The organism is Breznakia sp. PF5-3 (genome assembly GCF_029504745.1).
GTDB lineage: Bacteria > Bacillota_I > Bacilli_A > Erysipelotrichales > Erysipelotrichaceae > Breznakia.
The window spans coordinates 13218-30829 of record NZ_JAQFIQ010000009.1 but is presented as its reverse complement, the minus strand read 5'-3'; the positions used below and the strand labels follow the sequence as shown (position 1 = coordinate 30829).

16 protein-coding genes are annotated in these 17612 nt (G+C 33.4%); 1 reads left to right on the top strand and 15 read right to left on the bottom strand.

Annotated features, from left to right (window positions below):
- Window positions 1-14: 14 nt before the first annotated feature.
- On the top strand, window positions 15-665 hold the full coding sequence (locus M2475_RS03465) for a hemolysin III family protein (RefSeq protein ID WP_277489600.1): 651 nt from the start codon (window positions 15-17) through the stop codon (window positions 663-665).
- A 94-nt stretch (window positions 666-759) separates the two neighbouring features.
- Here M2475_RS03465 and M2475_RS03460 read toward each other — a convergent pair whose 3' ends face one another.
- The 15 genes from M2475_RS03460 to topA form a co-directional block, all read right to left on the bottom strand.
- Window positions 760-1137, bottom strand: coding sequence for a hypothetical protein (locus M2475_RS03460; protein ID WP_277489599.1), 378 nt, complete (start codon window positions 1135-1137; stop codon window positions 760-762).
- A gap of 281 nt (window positions 1138-1418) precedes the next feature.
- Window positions 1419-2555 carry a hypothetical protein gene (locus M2475_RS03455; RefSeq protein WP_277489598.1) on the bottom strand — a complete coding sequence of 379 codons (1137 nt, stop codon included), beginning with the start codon at window positions 2553-2555 and terminating at the stop codon, window positions 1419-1421.
- 239 nt (window positions 2556-2794) lie between these two features.
- Window positions 2795-4174: an aminopeptidase gene (locus M2475_RS03450; RefSeq protein WP_277489597.1), complete on the bottom strand. Its 1380-nt coding sequence runs from the start codon at window positions 4172-4174 to the stop codon at window positions 2795-2797.
- 10 nt (window positions 4175-4184) lie between these two features.
- Window positions 4185-5966, bottom strand: coding sequence for an aminopeptidase P family protein (locus M2475_RS03445; protein WP_277489595.1), 1782 nt, complete (start codon window positions 5964-5966; stop codon window positions 4185-4187).
- Between the two features lie 87 nt (window positions 5967-6053).
- Window positions 6054-7115 carry an RIP metalloprotease RseP gene (gene rseP, locus M2475_RS03440; protein ID WP_277489593.1) on the bottom strand — a complete coding sequence of 354 codons (1062 nt, stop codon included), beginning with the start codon at window positions 7113-7115 and terminating at the stop codon, window positions 6054-6056.
- Entirely contained in the window at window positions 7112-8266 is a 1155-nt protein-coding gene (gene dxr / locus M2475_RS03435; protein ID WP_277489592.1) for a 1-deoxy-D-xylulose-5-phosphate reductoisomerase, read from the bottom strand. The genes rseP and dxr overlap by 4 nt, the downstream gene beginning before the upstream one ends.
- Window positions 8263-9033, bottom strand: coding sequence for a phosphatidate cytidylyltransferase (locus M2475_RS03430; RefSeq protein ID WP_277489590.1), 771 nt, complete (start codon window positions 9031-9033; stop codon window positions 8263-8265). Before M2475_RS03430 ends, dxr begins: the two co-directional genes overlap by 4 nt.
- Entirely contained in the window at window positions 9030-9722 is a 693-nt protein-coding gene (locus M2475_RS03425; RefSeq protein WP_277489589.1) for an isoprenyl transferase, read from the bottom strand. The genes M2475_RS03430 and M2475_RS03425 overlap by 4 nt, the downstream gene beginning before the upstream one ends.
- A 42-nt stretch (window positions 9723-9764) precedes the next feature.
- Window positions 9765-10310 carry a ribosome recycling factor gene (frr, locus tag M2475_RS03420; RefSeq protein ID WP_277489588.1) on the bottom strand — a complete coding sequence of 182 codons (546 nt, stop codon included), beginning with the start codon at window positions 10308-10310 and terminating at the stop codon, window positions 9765-9767.
- A gap of 2 nt (window positions 10311-10312) precedes the next feature.
- The gene (gene pyrH / locus M2475_RS03415) at window positions 10313-11026 is read right to left on the bottom strand and encodes a UMP kinase (RefSeq protein ID WP_277489587.1); all 714 of its coding nucleotides are present in this window, start codon (window positions 11024-11026) and stop codon (window positions 10313-10315) included.
- A 123-nt stretch (window positions 11027-11149) separates the two neighbouring features.
- On the bottom strand, window positions 11150-12040 hold the full coding sequence (tsf, locus tag M2475_RS03410; protein ID WP_277489586.1) for a translation elongation factor Ts: 891 nt from the start codon (window positions 12038-12040) through the stop codon (window positions 11150-11152).
- Window positions 12041-12075: 35 nt separating this feature from the next.
- Window positions 12076-13056: a 30S ribosomal protein S2 gene (gene rpsB, locus M2475_RS03405; protein WP_277489585.1), complete on the bottom strand. Its 981-nt coding sequence runs from the start codon at window positions 13054-13056 to the stop codon at window positions 12076-12078.
- 185 nt (window positions 13057-13241) lie between these two features.
- The gene (gene xerC, locus M2475_RS03400) at window positions 13242-14141 is read right to left on the bottom strand and encodes a tyrosine recombinase XerC (RefSeq protein WP_277489584.1); all 900 of its coding nucleotides are present in this window, start codon (window positions 14139-14141) and stop codon (window positions 13242-13244) included.
- A gap of 8 nt (window positions 14142-14149) precedes the next feature.
- A complete protein-coding gene (gene trmFO / locus M2475_RS03395) occupies window positions 14150-15448 on the bottom strand; it encodes a methylenetetrahydrofolate--tRNA-(uracil(54)-C(5))-methyltransferase (FADH(2)-oxidizing) TrmFO (protein WP_277489583.1) in 1299 nt (432 codons plus the stop codon).
- Entirely contained in the window at window positions 15448-17577 is a 2130-nt protein-coding gene (topA, locus tag M2475_RS03390) for a type I DNA topoisomerase (protein ID WP_277489582.1), read from the bottom strand. The genes trmFO and topA overlap by 1 nt, the downstream gene beginning before the upstream one ends.
- Between the last annotated feature and the right edge of the window lie 35 nt (window positions 17578-17612).

The following is a 17612-nucleotide window of genomic DNA, read 5'->3' as shown; positions in this document are numbered from 1 at the left end:
GAGGTGGGTAAATAATGAGAAGAAATGGAATGAAAGATTTATTAAAACTATCATTTGGCGAAGAAGTGTTCAATTGTGTTTCTCATGGTGTTATGGCTTTCATCATGTTAGCGCTTATTCCAGCAGCTGCGGTATATTCTTATACAGTTGGAGGGACCTTACGAGCATTTGGTGTCAGTGTCTTTACAATCTGTATTTTCATGATGTTTTTAGTATCAACTTTGTATCATGCTATGGCTTTTGACAGTCCTCACAAAGTTGTATTTCGTATTTTAGATCATATCTTTATATATTTTGCAATTGCTGGTAGCTATACGCCTATTGCACTTTGCTTAATTCAAGGAATTGAAGGTATTATCATCTTAATTGTACAATGGGCTATGGTTCTTATTGGAATCCTATATAAATCCCTTTCTAAAAAGAGTTTACCTAAATTATCATTGACTATCTATTTAGTTATGGGTTGGACTGCAGTATTCTTTATCCCTGCATTACTCCAAAATGCAAGTCCTCTTTTCTTATCCTTAATTGTCGTTGGCGGAATCTTATATTCTATTGGTGCATATTTCTATTCTCGTAAATGGAAATTTGCTCACTCTATATGGCATATGTTTATTATATTTGCTTCTGCTACACATTTTATTGCAATTGTGTTCTTCATGTGAAAACATTCTTAATAGAATCCATAAAAAGGATATCTTCCCATTATTGAGTTGATATCCTTTTTAATTGTTTTACAACACCCTTTGCGTTACAACCCTATTCATTTAGAAAGATATCTTCTGATGGTATTAGCACATATTTAATAAACACCTCTCCTTTGGATGTTGTATACTTTACATATATATAGCTTTCCTCCTTAGCAAAATAAAGTTCTGTTCCTTCATCAAGTTTACTAGCTTCAAAATCTTGATATTCATATTTCCCATCCGTCTTTGGCGTTCTATACTTCACTTCCCCAATTTTGTTACCTGAAATCGATTTACTAATCTCTTCTGTTCTTTCATAATAATTACCATTAACCTTAACAATATCCTTATAAGAGAATTCTAAATTTGGTTCACACCCTAGCAAAATACCTAAAGTTAGACAGAAGAATATTAACACTCCTATTTTCTTATTTAAAATTATTTTCATTTCCTCCCTCTTCTCACACTAATATTTATCCAGTTTTAATCTGATACCAAAATCATATCATAATAATATTTACTTGTGTGAAAATTGGTAAAAATGGCTGATAAATTGTGATAATTACTAGGTTAAATATAATACTTACTACACAAAGTTCACTTCTACCTTTTAACCACTTGTGTCGTTTCGATATGGATTTAATCAAAAAAAAGGATATCTTCTCATTGTTGAGTTGATATCCTTTTTAATTGTTTTAGGCTTACTTTTGTATGCCCTTTTTAAATGTTTTATCTTAAAATTACATCTCTTACAAATGCATATGATTTAGGTGCATTTGCCCTCAAAGTTGCAGGGTCATAATAGTAATAAACTACTATGTTTGCAACCCATTCATAAGCGTCATCATTAATGTTTCCACTAAACTTTGCAGGTAATCTTCCTAACTCAGCATTCCTTGCTGCTTGCAACCTTGAATCGCTTGAGAAACCTCTTGCGAAATCATATGTATGTGTTGCTTCATGTAATAATGTAGTTGCATAATAACCACTACCATTCAATACAATTTTACCATCTCCATATGCCATCCCTAAATAAGGATAAGACAACGACAAGTCAATATAGATTGTTGTAAAATGAGATGTGTTATATTGTCCTGGTAAATTTTGTAGTTCATTCATATAAGAACGAATTACATCATCTGATACACGTGAATCGTTTGCAACCACTTTCCATCCACGTACATTTAAGTTTGAACGATCTAACGCTTGAACAACTTGTGGAGTATATGTATATTCTTGATAACTTGTATCTTCTACATAACCTCCAGCATCATTTACAGTTTCAACCGTAACTGTAAAGCTTTTTCTAGTTTTTAGTCCATTTGCATCTTTTGCTTCAACCACTACTTTATAAGTTCCAGCAGTTGATGTATCAACAGGATTTTCGACAACCTCATAATCCAAATCCCCATCCACTACATCATATGCATGAATTTTTAAAGCACTGATATCAAAATCTCCATCTTGAGCAATTGTAACATTGCTACCTTTGATAATTGGAGCTTTTGTATCTTTCATTTCAACATCAACAATATATACATTTTCTGCAATTTGATCTTCTTGATATTGCATATAATTTGCAATACCAACTGTTTCCACACGATATTGCCTATGTAAATTATTTAATGCGAAATTACTGATGTTTACATTTTCTAATGCAATTACTTTCTTGCCCTCAGTTTGCATTTTGTCTTCAATTGCTTTTTCGACACCTTCACTCTTTGCATATTCAAGAGTTAACTCCATATGGTTAACCTCACTTGTATCTGCCTCAATTCTATTACCAAAACCAAAGTAATCGTAAGCAAATGTCATGCTAAATAAAACACCAAAAACCACTAATAAAATACCTATTCTCTTTTTCATAAAATACCCCTTCCCTGAGATTCTAGTCTCCTTCCAAAAAGACTACTTACGAAAGAAAGGAATACAGCAAATTAACACTCTAGTATCCTTTCCTCATCTATAATATAACAAATAAAATGTGAGCACAACAATAATATGCTCACATTCTCTGTTAAGATTTGGTTAACAAAAATCTATGTTATTTTATGAATTTAAATACGATAATTTTAATACTAATTATGTGTAAATATGGGTGGAAATTACTTTGCTAATATAAAACATTTATAAGCTTGATAAGCCTCATAAATATCTACTTTAGATGCCACTTCCCATGGAGAGTGCATATTTAATACAGGAACACCACAATCAATTACTTCCATATTATAATTTCCTAAAATATAGGCAATGGTACCTCCACCACCTTGATCAACTTTTCCAAGTTCTGCACTTTGGAAATGAATATTATTATCATCCATTATCTTTCTTAGCTCTGCTATAAACTCTGGGCTAGCATCATTACAGCCACCTTTTCCACGTGATCCTGTGTATTTATTAAATACAACTCCTTTTCCCAAATACGCACTATTTTTAGCTTCATTAACATTTGCATATAAAGGATCAAATCCTGCACTTACATCACTTGATAACATTTTAGAATTTGTGAAAGTTCTTCTTAGCGAAAGATCTGTATCGAGATTAAGCAATGCACACATCTCAGCAATCACGTTTTCAAAAAATTTTGATTGCATTCCCGTAGCACCAACACTACCGATTTCTTCTTTATCGACAAGTATACAACAACATGTGTATTCGCATTCTTCAACATCTAAAATCGCGCGTAATGAAGTATAAGCACAAACTCGATCATCGTGACCGTATCCCATAATCATTGAACGGTCTAATCCATAATCCCTTGCAGGTCCAGCAGGCACCACTTCTAGTTCAGCACTTAAAAAATCTTCTTCCTCTAAATTATAACGCTCTTTTAGTAGTTTTAATATATTCGCTTTCACAGCATCTTTTTCTTCATCCTTAAGAGGAATGCTGCCAACTGTAATATCTAGGTTTTCTCCCTCAATCACAACACTAGCTTTCTTTTGTAATTGGTCTGCTGATAAATGAACTAATAAATCAGAAATTCCTACTACTGGATCTTCTTCTTTTTCACCAATATTCAAACCAATTTCGCTTCCATCTTTACGATAAACAACACCATGTATAGCCAAGGGTAATGTTACCCACTGGTACTTCTTTATTCCACCATAATAATGAGTATCCAGTAATGCGAAATCATTACTTTCATATAATGGATTTTGCTTAATGTCCAACCTAGGAGAATCAATATGCGCACCAAGAATACGCATTCCTTCTTCAAAAGGCTTATTGCCAATTACAAATAGAATAACGTTTTTATCTTTATTTACAACGTATACTTTATCCTTTGGTTTCAATTGTGTTTTTGATTTAATCAATTTATCTAAACTCTTAAAACCATTCTTTTCTGCTAATCGTACACTTTCATTTACACATTCTCGTTCTGTTTTATAAGCAGATAAAAATTTTCGGTAATCTTCACTAAACGAGAAAACATCTTGATATTCATTTGACTCATACTTATTCCATGCATTTTTTGCGTACATACATTACCTCCTATATCGCTTTAGTATATTCTTTCAACCATGTAGTTTCTTCAGTCGTTAAATATGGACTGACTTTTTCAAAGACTTGTTTGTGGTAATCATTTAACCAACTTTTTGATTCATCGTCTAAAAAAGATACATCAATCATATCTAAATCAATTGGAGCAAACGTAATTGTTTCAAAACTTAAAAATTGTCCATATTCATTAGACTCATCTTTTTTCACAATCAACTCGTTTTCAATGCGAATTCCATGACTTCCCTCTTGATAGACACCTGGTTCATTTGTAACTACCATACCAGGGTATAATGGAGTATCTTCTTTACGGTATGATTTCCGCCAACGAATTCCATGTGGACCTTCATGAACACCTAAAACAAAACCTACTCCATGCCCTGTTCCACAACGATAATCAATACCAATATTCCATAAAGGTTGGCGAGCTAAAATATCTAAATTAATACCTGAACATCCTGTCAAAAATTTTGCCCTTGATAATGTGCTCATGCCTCGTAAAACCAATGTGAAATCTCGTTTCCACACTGCATCAACTTTTCCCAAGGCAAAGGTTCTTGTGATATCGGTAGTTCCATTTAAATATTGTCCGCCAGAATCAACAAGTAATAATCCTTCTGCTTTCAAATTACTTTTGTGATCATCCGTAGCATGATAGTGCATCATAGCAGCATTCGCATTGTAGGCACTAATTGTATCGAAACTAGGTTCTATATAATGTAATTGCTCAGCACGTAATTCAGTTAATTTATCAGCAACTGAAACTTCGTCCATTTCCATAGTTCCAATATTCTTTTTCAACCAATACATAAACTTGGTAATTGCGACACCATCTTTGATATGAGCAATTCTTAAGTTTTCTATTTCAACTGCATTTTTTATTGCCTTCATCATAATAGTAGGGTTTTCTTGTTCAATGATTTGAACAGAAGAAGAAATTCCTTTATACAATGAAAAATTCACGATTTCAGGATCAATTAAAATAGACCCTTGAATCTTATTAATATCTTCATACGCATCAGCATAAGGTTTAACTTCAATATTGTTTATAGAAAGATATTCCAATACTTCCAATGATAATTTATCTTTATTAACATAAAATTTTACCGCATCATCTGTTACTAATAAATAAGATAGAATTACTGGTGTTGATGGAATATCACGTCCACGAATGTTTAGCAAATATGCAATATCATCTAAACTTGTAATTAAATGGTTTGCAACTCTATAGGTATGTAATTTTTCACGCAATTTTGAAATCTTTGCCTTCGTTGTTTCACCAACATATTTTTTATCCAATATAAATGCTTTTTTTATCTCTAGATTTGGGCGTTCTTTCCATATATCACCAACAAAATCTACATCATGCAATACTTTCCCATGATTATTCTTAACCAAGCTTTCGAATTGTTTTCCTAATTGTGCAGAAACGGTTTTACCATCAAATGCAATAGTAAACCCTTCATGTATTTGACTTCGAACAAATTCAAATGGCGTTTCCACACCAACTTCACCTTGTTTTTTGAAAATGATTTCAGTTCCTTTAATTTGTTCTTCTGCTTGAATGTAATAACGTCCATCACTCCATAAACAAGCTTGATTTAAAGTAACAATCATCACCCCTGCTGAACCTGTAAAGCCACTCATATATTCACGAGCTTGAAAATGTGATCCAACATATTCACTATTATGGTAATCACTAGTTGGAATATAGTACAAATCCACTTCATTTAATTTCATTAGTTTTCTTAATTCATTTATTCTTTCGTTTATCATATTTATCACCTTTCTATATTTTAGTACAGATTTATAAGAATTGAAACAAAAATACCTAACCAAAAAAAGAATACATTTGTATCCTTTTTAGAATAATTTTAATACATCATTAAAGGTTGCATATACCATAAGCGCAATCAAAACAAGAACGCCACCCCACATTAACGTATTCATTAACTGTTCATTCAGTTTACGTCCTCGAATTTTTTCAATTATTGTAATTAGTACACGTCCACCATCCAAAATCGGAAGTGGTAATGCATTCATGACACCAATATTGATAGAAAGGATTGCCAACAACCGTAAATAAACAGAGAGTCCACTTTCGGCAGCCTGTGCACTTACTTGGAAAATTCCAACAGGTCCACTTAATTGATCAAGGTTTTTTCCTTGAAAAATTCTTCCTAGAGAATCAAACAATGCAGTTGATGAAGATACCATATCTTCTGTACCATAAACAAAAGATTCTCCTATAGATATCTTTTCAACTTTAGACTTAGGTCCATAGATACCAACTAGGTATGTTTTTGATTGTTTATTATATTCTGGTGTAGCTGTAAGATCTAGTGTCTTTCCATCTCTTTCAATTGTGAACACAGTTTCTCCAGGATTGTAATTAATCTGTGTAACAACATCGCTAAACGTATCTACACTTACACTGTCTCCATTTTCAAATGTTAACTTGGTAATTTTATCCCCTGGTTGGAATCCAGCCTCATCTGCAATGCTATCCTTCACTACATCACCAACTGCCGCTTCAGCTGGTAATACTCTTTCACCACTTGCCATGCTTAAACCAATAAAAATTACCCAAGCTAAAATAATATTCATAATAATACCTGCTAGCATTACGATAACCTTTTTATAGGTTTTAATTCCATTTATCGTTCTTTCAAATGGAATGTTTTCGTCTTTCTTTGTATCATCTTCTTCACCAGCCATGGAAACAAAACCACCAATTGGTAAAAGTCGCAAAGAATATTGAGTCTCTCCAATTTGCTTCTTAAATAAAACCGGACCCATACCGATTGAAAACTCTCCACAATAGACACCAAAACGTTTTGCCGTTATAAAGTGTCCCAACTCATGAATGAGTACAATAATTCCCAATAGAATTACAAAACTTAAAATTTGTAAAATTATATTCATAAACTAACCTCCGCTAATTGATAAAGATACGCTCTTGTATCCTTATCGGTTTTTATAATATCGTTCATCGTAGGATGCTCAATATATTCTATATTTTTATATGCCATAAAAATATATTCTTCTATTTCTAAAAATTTAATTTTGTGATTAATAAACAATTCAACCGCTACTTCATCAGCCGCATTTAAAATTGCTCCACTATTTCCTCCACGCTTACCAGCTTCAAATGCTAATGCGAGTAATGGATAGCGTTCAAAATTCATTTCTTTAAAATGTAATGATCCTATTTTGCATAAATCCAATGGTTCACTTTGTTTCAAAGGTAACCGGTTTGGATAAGATAATGCATATTGAATAGGAATCTTCATATCTGCACTTCCTAATTGAGCAATGACACTTCTATCAATATATTCTACCATAGAGTGTACAATACTTTCCGTATTGATTATAACATCTATTTTATCAAAAGGAAGGTTAAATAAATAGTAAGCTTCAATCACTTCAAATCCTTTATTCATCATTGTAGCACTATCAATTGTTATACGCTCTCCCATTGACCAATTTGGATGATTCAATGCTTGCTCTACAGTAACATTTTTTAACTCATCTCTATTCAAATCACGGAAACTTCCTCCGCTTGCACTAATAATTAAACGCTCTACATTTTTTATATCATTTCCTTGTAGACACTGAAAAATTGCTGAATGCTCAGAATCAATAGGATACATATGAGCTTCAGACTCATTTAAGGCCTTCTTAATTAATTCTCCACCAACTACAAGACTTTCTTTGTTTGCTAAAGCAAGATCCATTCCATTTTCAATTGTTTTTAAAGACGGTACAAGACCAATAAAACCAACCAATGCATTTACCACTACATCACCTGGAAAATCAAGTAATTTCATTATCCCATCCATACCATAATAGAAATCACAATCCGGATATTTTCCTTTAAGATAAATAGCATCTTGTTTCTCTTTTACACTGAATATTTTACATATTGAATAAGATTTTATAATTTTTTCCAACATTGCTATATTTTTTCCGCATGCCATTGCTATAATTTCATATGTTTGCGAATGTTCTAACACCACATCCAAACACTGTGTTCCTATCGAACCAGTAGCACCTAATAATATAATCTTTTTCATAGCACTAATACCATAAAAGATGATAATACAATAAGGTTAAAAACTAAAGAATCAATGCGATCCATAAAACCACCATGGCCTGGAAAAATATTTGAAAAATCTTTCACATGAAAATGTCTTTTTATTGCTGAAAAAGATAAATCACCAATTTGAGAAGTTATTGGTAACCATAAACAACCTAAAATCATTAATAACATATTCATATCTTTTATAATAAACAAAGCAAAAAGCAAAGATAGTAAAGCTCCAACTACCCAACCTCCAATTGCTCCTTCAACTGTTTTTTTAGGTGAAATAGAAGGGATTAATTTTGTTTTCCCAAATAAGCTTCCTGCAAAGTATGCACCTGTATCACAACCATAAGTTGCTAACAATAAATACCAGATATAAAGTTCATTAAAATTATAGATATGTAAAAATGAAACACCTAACATATATAACAAACAGCAGGATGCTATAACATAGAATGAATCTTCACTCGTCATCTTTTTATAAAAAACAGGCGTTGCCATTAATATCAAAATCAAAATCGATAATACTGAAAAACTATATTTATCTGGAACTAAAACAGCTAAAACAACAATACTAAAACATAAAAACAGCCATGGTGTGGATAAAAATTTACGACTTGCCAAAAGGTTTACCAACTCAAAACCTCCCACAATTATCACCAAAGCAATCAAAGCATATAAAAGGTATCCACCTATTACTAAAGGTGGAATTACACAAGCTATAATTGCCAATGCCGTTATAATTCGTTTTATCATTTAATGCCTCCAAATCTTCTATCGCGAGTATTGAACTCTTCTATTATCGCATGAAACCTTTCTTCATTCAATTCAGGCCATGCATACTCAACAAAAGCGAACTCGCTATATGCTAATTGCCAAAGCAAATAATTTGATAGTCGTTGTTCTCCACTCGTACGAATAAGTAAATCAATTTCTGGCAAATCTTTTGTCATCAAATATTGAGCAAACCCATCTTCATCTATTTCTAAACTAGCTTTTCCATCAATGACATCAGCTGCATAATGTTGTGCAGCTAGAACAATTTCTCTTCTTGATCCATAATTAATTGCAATCACCAATTTTAAACCTGTATTTTGCTTCGTCATTTCAACTGCACGCTTTATTACAGTTACTGTATCTGTTGGGAATTTTTCCAATTCCCCAATATACATAACTTTAATATTTTTCTCATTCAATTCATTAATATAACGGTCAAAAAACATTTTAGGCAATTTACATAAATATTCAATTTCTTTTGGTGGCCGTTTCCAATTTTCCGTACTAAAAGCATATAAAGTTAATGCTTCAATTCCCATAGCATTTGCTTCTAAAGCAATTGTTCGAATTGTCTCAGCACCTTGTTTATGACCACGTGTTCGTTGCCAGCCATGAGCTTTCGCCCATCGTCCATTACCATCCATTATTATTGCTACATGTTTCAACATTGGATATCCTCCTAAATGAAAACCCACATATGTGGGTTGGCTTTAGATTGACATTATCTCATCAATCTTTTCTTTTACAGTGTCATCAATTTTTTTCACATAATCATCTGTGATTTTTTGAATGCGCTCTTGAGCATCTTTTTTCAAATCCTCTGTAAGTTCTTTGCTCTTCTTAGCCATATCATTTGCATCTCGACGAATGTTACGAATTGCAATCTTACTTTCCTCACCAATTTTCGAAGCATCTTTACTTAATGATTTTCTAGTCTCCTCTGTTAATGTTGGGATATTAATTCTCAAAACATCTCCATCGTTAATTACAGGGAATCCAATATCACTCGTATTAATAGCTGTTTCCATATCTTTGACTAAAGATTTATCATAAGGTTTAATCATCAATTGACGACCTTCCACAACCTGAATCGATGCCATTTGATTAATTGGTGTTGGCGACCCATAATAATCCACTTCAATCCGATCTAAGATTGCAGGATTGGCACGCCCCGTGCGTATATCCACTAAATTATGGCGCAATGTTTCAATTGCTTTGTCCATTTTTGATTTTGTTGTATTTAAAATTTCTTGCATAATTATTCTCCTTTCTTAGAAATTACGGTTCCGCTTGCTGTCCCTTGAATTGCTTTCAAGATATTTCCTCTTTCATTCATATTGAATACTATTAAATCTATATCATTATCCATACACATACTTGTAGCAGTAGAATCCATAACTTGCAATCCTTGATTTAACAAATCCATATATGATAACCTATCATATTTTTTTGCATTAGGATTCTTTTTAGGATCTGCATCATATACTCCATCAACTCCATTTTTAGCCATCAAAATTACATCAGCTTTAATTTCTGAAGCCCGTAATGCTGCAGTTGTATCAGTAGAAAAGTATGGAGATCCTGTACCTGCGCCAAAAATTACTACTCTACCTTTTTCTAAATGTCGTATTGCTCTACGAACGATAAATGGCTCTGCAACTTTTTGCATTTCAATAGCTGATTGTACTCTTGTCGGTACACCGATTTGTTCTAGAGCGTTTTGTACAGCAATCGCATTAATCACAGTACCTAACATTCCCATATAATCTGCTTGTACTCGATCAATTCCCATTTGTTCAACAAGTTTACCACGAATAAAGTTTCCACCACCCACTACAATAGCTAAGTCAACTCCAGAGTCATGGACTTCTTTCAATTCACTCGCAAGTTGCGAAAGAACTTTTGGATCAAATGCGTTTTCCGAAGAAGATAATGCTTCTCCACTTAATTTTAATAGAACACGATTGTACATTTTTAAACCTTCCTTATTTTTAATTTCTAATCCATAGTAAATTATACATGATTTAGACTAGGATTTCTACGGTAAATACCGTTTCTTTGTAAAAGTTAAAAAAAACCGCTTATGATAAGCGGTTTACTTTCCTGCAACTTGACTCATTACTTCTTCAGCAAAGTTTTCTTCACGTTTTTCGATTCCTTCACCTACTGCGTAACGAACAAATGTTACAACTTCTGCACCAGATTCTTTTAAGTATTGAGCAACTTTTAAATCTGGGTTTTTAAAGTAAATTTGATCAATCAAACTTACATCTTGCAATGATTTTGACAATCTTCCTTCAACAATTCCTTTTAATACATTTTCAGGTTTTGAATTTAGACTTTCATCATTCTTTAAAATTTCTAGTTGAATTCCTTTTTCATGTTCAATAAATTCTTGTGGCATATGATCACGAGAAATAAATTGTGGAGCCATAGAAGCAACTTGCATTGCAATATTTTTTGCAACTTCTTCATTTCCACCTTTTAATACTGCAAGAGCAGAAATTTTCCCACCCATATGCATATAGCTACCAAAGAATTCATCATCCTTTTTTTCTACTACTTGAAGACGTCTGAATGAAATTCTTTCTCCTATTGTAGCAGTTGCGTTAGCAAGTGTAGTCTCTAGTGTTTCACCATCCACATCAACTGCTAAAGCTGCTGCAGCATCAGCTGGTTTTTGAGCCAGCAACGCTTTTTGTATTTTGTCTAACAATTCAATGAATTGTTCGTTTTTAGCAACGAAATCTGTTTCTGAATTCACTTCAAAAACAACTCCTGTGTTCCCATCAACAGCAACACGTGTTAAACCTTCAGCGGCAATTCTTCCTGATTTCTTAGCTGCTTTTGCAATTCCTTTTTCACGCAACCAATCAACTGCCTTTTCCATATCTCCATCGCATTCAATCAAGGCCTTTTTACAGTCCATCATCCCTGCGCCTGTTTTTTCTCTTAGTTCTTTTACCATACTAGCAGTAATATTCATAAATACACTCCTTTCTCAGTTATATTTTATTTTTACTATTCAGCTTTTGCTTCTGGTGCTACTTCACTTTTCGCTTCCTTAACTTCAGTTGTAGCTTCTTTTTTCACCTCATCAGTTTTAGGTGTGTTTTCCTCTCTACGAGGTGCTGGACGGCGATCATCTCTTCCACCATCTCTTCTATTGTTACGCTTATTGAAACGAGCACGTCTTTCTTCATATCTTTGACGTCTTTTTCTCTCGTTTTCTGCGATTTGTTCTTCTACATTAATAATTACATCCGCCATTGTTACATCAACTTCTGTGTCATTGTCACAACTATGTGCAACAGACAACAATCCACCTTTTGCTTCCACAATTGCATCTGCCATTAGTGTTACCATTAATTTAATAGAACGCATTGCATCATCATTTGATGCAATTGGATAATCCACTTCTTCTGGATCACAATTTGTATCAATCATCGCAAATACAGGAATTCCAAGTTTCTTTGCTTCCGCTACTGCATTATGCTCTTCTCTTGGATCAATAACAAAGACAGCATCAGGTAATTTTTTCATTTCCTTGATTCCACCTAAGAAATTTTCCAAACGTGCTTTTTGCTTGCGGAATTGAGCTTGTTCCTTTTTAGTATAAACATCAATCAATCCACTTGATTCCATTTCTTCAATTTCAACCAAACGTTTTACACGCTTTTGAATTGTACGATAGTTTGTTAATAATCCTCCAAGCCATCTTTGGTTAACGTAGAAACTTCCTGAACGTAAAGCTTCCTCAACGATTGTACCTTGTGCTTGTTTTTTAGTTCCAACAAATAAAACCTTTCCACCTTTTTCAGCGATTTGCTTAAGCGCTGCATATGCAGTGTCAATTTGCGTTAATGTTTTCTCCAAATTAATGATGTAAACACCATTTCTAGAACCATAAATATATGGTTTCATCTTTGGATTCCATTTTCTTGTTTGATGTCCGAAATGAACACCTGCTTCTAATAATTGTCTCATAGAAACGATTGCCATAATAATATTTCCTCACTTTCCGTTAAACCTCCATCATTTCAAAAGTTGATAACCCATTATCGCTAGATTTCTTTCTGCTAGAGCACGGATCAACCAATCCATGATGTGTGTATTTGCGCAAACGCGCTTTTATATAATACCATGGTTATTTACGAATTTCAATATTTCACTAAAAAACATCTATATTACTTCATTTTTGAACGTGGATGTGCATAATTATATGTTTCTTTCAATCTTTCTTGTGTTACATGAACATATATTTGAGTAGTAGATAAAGATGAATGCCCTAATAGTTCTTGGACGATACGAAGATCCGCTCCATTATCTAACAAGTGTGTCGCAAAACTGTGACGTATCATATGTGGGTGTACTCGCATTGTCAAACCACTCTTATCAACTTCCTTATTTAAGATATATTGTATTCCCCTAGAAGTCAGAGGATTCCCCCTCTGATTTACAAACACATTAGTTACCTTATTACTATTCACCCATTTAACTCTCACTTTATATAAATATGTTTGTAAGAGTTCGTTTACATCCTCATAAAAAGGTATAACTCTTTGCTTATCTCCTTTACCTGTAACAAATACAATATTTTCATCAAAATCAATATTTTCCACTTTTAAATCAACTACTTCACTTACCCGCAATCCACATGCATACATAAGTTCAAACATAGCACGATTACGAATTCCTTCATCCGAAGTAATATCAATAGATGTTAGTAATTGATCAAGTTCGTCATAAAAAAGAAACTCTGGGATTTTCTTTGTATTTTTTGGCGCTTTAATATAATGAAACGGATTGTTGCTGATTCCTACATATTCATTTAAATAAGCAAAAAAGGAACGTAATGATGAAAGTTTTCTTGAAATGCTACTATTCTTCAAAGCGCCTTGTTTCGTAAATCGATTACGTAAATAAACAATATAATTGCTCACAACGATACGATCTACACCATCAAAACTAGCAACCCCCTCTTGCTCTAAGAAACAAATAAATTCTTCAATGTCTCTTTGATAAGCATCATAAGTATGAGTTGATCCTGAATTTCTTTGATGCACATAGCTTAAAAAACGTTCCATTAATTCTCTCATAAATTATAGTGTTCCTTTATTTCCTTTATAACTGCAATCGATTGTTTTGCGTAGGCTTCTTTGCGTTCGCGTTTTTTCACTTTTTCCTTCAACTCCATAATTCCAAAATTTGCATTCATTGGTTGAAAATAATTTGGATTCGTATGAGTTATATAATATGCCTGTGAACCGATTGTAGATGTTGGCGGAAACTCAACTAATTTCTCACCCTTTATCAATCGAGCCATGTTAACACCAGCAACTAAGCCACTAGCACAAGATTCTACATACCCTTCAACACCACACATCTGGCCTGCAAAAAATAAATTATCTCGAACTACTGATTGATATGTTTGTTTCAAACATTTAGGCGCACATAAATAAGAATTTCGATGCATAACCCCATAACGAACGATATTACAATTTTCCAATCCTGGAATCATAGAAAGAATGCGTTTTTGCTCGCTCCATTTCAAATGTGTTTGAAAGCCAACGATATTATATAGTGTAGCTGCTGCATCATCTTGGCGAAGTTGAACAACCGCATATGGTCGATGATCTGTATCCTTTTCCAAACCAACTGGTTTCATCGGTCCAAACAAGAGTGTCTTTTCACCACGACGCGCTATCTCTTCAAAGGGCATGCACCCTTCAAAAAACTTCTCATCTTCAAAGTCTTTTGGCTTAACCACTTCAGCATTAATCAGTTCCTGATAGAACTGATCAAACTCTTCTTTAGTCATTGGACAATTTATATAATCTGCATCACCTTTATCATAACGTGACTTATAATATGCTTTATCAAAATCAATACTATCTTTTTCAATAATTGGTGCTGCTGCATCATAAAAATAAAAGTTATCCTCATGAAATAGTGATTGAATATGGGTACTCAATGCATCACTAGTTAATGGACCTGTAGCAACAATTACATTTCCTTCCGGAATTGAAGTAATTTCTTCCTCTATAACTTCTACTAAAGGATGTTGTTTTAATTTTTCACTAATCATCCTTGAAAACCCATTACGATCGACTGCCAGTGCACTTCCAGCAGGAACTTGATTCTCATCTGCTGCAAGAATGACTAAAGAGTTGAGAATTCTCAACTCTTCTTTCATTATTCCAACTGCATTGTTTAAAGAATTAGATCGTAATGAATTTGAGCATACCAGTTCTGCAAAATCACCAGTTTGATGAGCTGGTGTCATTTTCTTTGGTCGCATTTCATAAAGTTTTACTTTAATCCCACGATTAACTAACTGCCAAGCTGCTTCACAACCTGCTAACCCTGCTCCAATTACTTTTACTTCGCTCATTATTTTTCCTCTTCTTTGTTTTCTTCTTTATCATCCTTTTTATCTTCTTCTTTTTTTATGTAGCGACATTTAGGATAACCACTACACCCTATAAAATATTTTCCATAACGTGATTTTCGTTTCACTAACTCTTTTCCGCATTCTGGACACATCTCTCCTGTTTTCTGTGGAGGTTCTCGATCCGATTTTATATATTTACATTCAGGATAGTTTGCACAAGCATAAAATTCTCCGAATCGTCCTTTTTTCTTCACTAGTGGACCACCACAATTCGGACATTTTTCATCAATTTTTTCAGCTTCGTCCTGTTTGATATATTTACATTCAGGATAATTACTGCACGCTACAAATTTTCCATATCGTCCATTACGAATAACTAAATCATTTCCACATTCTGGACATTTTTCACCCGTTTTCTCTGCTTCAATTTTTTCCATTTCATCATATGCTTTTTCAAGCAAAGGCTCAAATCGGTTATAAAAATCGCGCAACTCTTTTACCATATCTTTTTTACCAACAGCAATATCATCTAAATCTTCTTCCATTGCAGCCGTATATTTAACATTAATCAAACTTTCAAAAAACTCTTGTAACTTTGTATCCGTGAGTTCTCCTTGTTCAGTTGGGAAGAATACTTTCGTTTTCCCTGTTTCTGTTTGCTTTTTCAATTCTGCATACCCACGTGCTTGCAGTGTATCAATTATCATAGCATACGTTGATGGACGCCCAATACCTTGCTCTTCCATCTCTTTGATTAATCGTGCTTCACTATAACGTTTTGGTGGTTCTGTAAAATGTTGTTTTCCTTCCAAAGTGACATCTTCTAGCACTTCACCTTCAGTAAGCGGTGGCAACATTTCATCTTTATTGCTCTCGTAATCTCCATAAATTTTTAAGTATCCATCAAAAGCTAATACATTACCATTCGCTCCAAATTCACATTCATTATTAACAATTGTTGCACTTACACTATCACTTTCAGCAGGAGCCATCAATGATGCTAACGTTCTTGCATAAATCAATTTATACAAACGATATTGATCATTTGTTAAATATGTTTTGACAGATTCTGGTGTTCGATTAATATCCGTAGGACGACATGCTTCATGCGCATCTTGAGATCCTTCTACCTTTTTCTGTCTTGCACGCCCAACATATTTTTTTCCATATGTCGTATCTATATAAGAAAGAGTAGCACTTACAAACATATCACTTAATCTTGTTGAATCTGTACGCATATAAGATATCAACCCTTCCACGCCAGTACCAACTTCGATACCTTCATACAATTTTTGAGCAACTTGCATTGTCTTTTTTGCACTGAAGTTCAATTTTGTAGAAGCTTCTTGTTGTAATGTTGAAGTAATAAACGGAAGTTTTGGTTGCTTTTTCTTTACCTTTTTCTCAATCTTAGTAACTTGATACTTATCCGAACAAGCTGCAATGATTGCATCACTTTCTTCTTTGTTTTTAATTTTCGCTTTTTTGCCTTTGTATTTTCTTAATTCCGCAATAAATTTATTCTTTTCTTTGTTAACTATTGCATCAATCGTCCAATACTCTTCTGTTTTAAATGCACGAATTTCTTTTTCTCGCTCAACAATTATACGTAAAGCAACAGATTGTACACGACCTGCTGATTTTGACTTGATTTTACTTTGTAATAATTTTGATAATTTAAAACCAATGATTCGATCTACCATACGTCGTGCTTCCTGAGAATGCACCAATCCTTGATCAATTACTCTTGGATGTTCAAAAGCCTCCAAAATTGCTGGCTTCGTAATTTCATTAAATACAATACGATTTTCATCGTTCATATCTAACCCAAGCTCACTTGCTAAATGCCATGCAATAGCTTCTCCTTCACGGTCAGGGTCACTTGCCAAATATACTTGATCACTTTTTTTAGCCAATGCTTTCAAATCCTTGACCACATCTTTTTTATCTTTATTAATTTTGTATGTAGGGGTGAAATCATTTTCAATATCAATTCCTAACCCACCTTTTCCAGTAGTGGCTAAATCTCGAATATGCCCTTTACTAGAAATAACATTAAAATCTTTTCCTAAATATTTCTCAATCGTCTTTGATTTTGAAGGTGATTCGACTATAACTAATTTTTTCATAAAAACCTCCAGTCCTAAAACATATTATCTTTACA

Coding starts and splice junctions, on each gene's coding strand:
- M2475_RS03465 (WP_277489600.1), top strand. CDS start 15: ATGAGAAGAAATGGAATGAAAGATTTATTAAAACTATCATTTGGCGAA.
- M2475_RS03460 (WP_277489599.1), bottom strand. CDS start 1,137: ATGAAAATAATTTTAAATAAGAAAATAGGAGTGTTAATATTCTTCTGT.
- M2475_RS03455 (WP_277489598.1), bottom strand. CDS start 2,555: ATGAAAAAGAGAATAGGTATTTTATTAGTGGTTTTTGGTGTTTTATTT.
- M2475_RS03450 (WP_277489597.1), bottom strand. CDS start 4,174: ATGTACGCAAAAAATGCATGGAATAAGTATGAGTCAAATGAATATCAA.
- M2475_RS03445 (WP_277489595.1), bottom strand. CDS start 5,966: ATGATAAACGAAAGAATAAATGAATTAAGAAAACTAATGAAATTAAAT.
- rseP (WP_277489593.1), bottom strand. CDS start 7,115: ATGAATATAATTTTACAAATTTTAAGTTTTGTAATTCTATTGGGAATT.
- dxr (WP_277489592.1), bottom strand. CDS start 8,266: ATGAAAAAGATTATATTATTAGGTGCTACTGGTTCGATAGGAACACAG.
- M2475_RS03430 (WP_277489590.1), bottom strand. CDS start 9,033: ATGATAAAACGAATTATAACGGCATTGGCAATTATAGCTTGTGTAATT.
- M2475_RS03425 (WP_277489589.1), bottom strand. CDS start 9,722: ATGTTGAAACATGTAGCAATAATAATGGATGGTAATGGACGATGGGCG.
- frr (WP_277489588.1), bottom strand. CDS start 10,310: ATGCAAGAAATTTTAAATACAACAAAATCAAAAATGGACAAAGCAATT.
- pyrH (WP_277489587.1), bottom strand. CDS start 11,026: ATGTACAATCGTGTTCTATTAAAATTAAGTGGAGAAGCATTATCTTCT.
- tsf (WP_277489586.1), bottom strand. CDS start 12,040: ATGAATATTACTGCTAGTATGGTAAAAGAACTAAGAGAAAAAACAGGC.
- rpsB (WP_277489585.1), bottom strand. CDS start 13,056: ATGGCAATCGTTTCTATGAGACAATTATTAGAAGCAGGTGTTCATTTC.
- xerC (WP_277489584.1), bottom strand. CDS start 14,141: ATGGAACGTTTTTTAAGCTATGTGCATCAAAGAAATTCAGGATCAACT.
- trmFO (WP_277489583.1), bottom strand. CDS start 15,448: ATGAGCGAAGTAAAAGTAATTGGAGCAGGGTTAGCAGGTTGTGAAGCA.
- topA (WP_277489582.1), bottom strand. CDS start 17,577: ATGAAAAAATTAGTTATAGTCGAATCACCTTCAAAATCAAAGACGATT.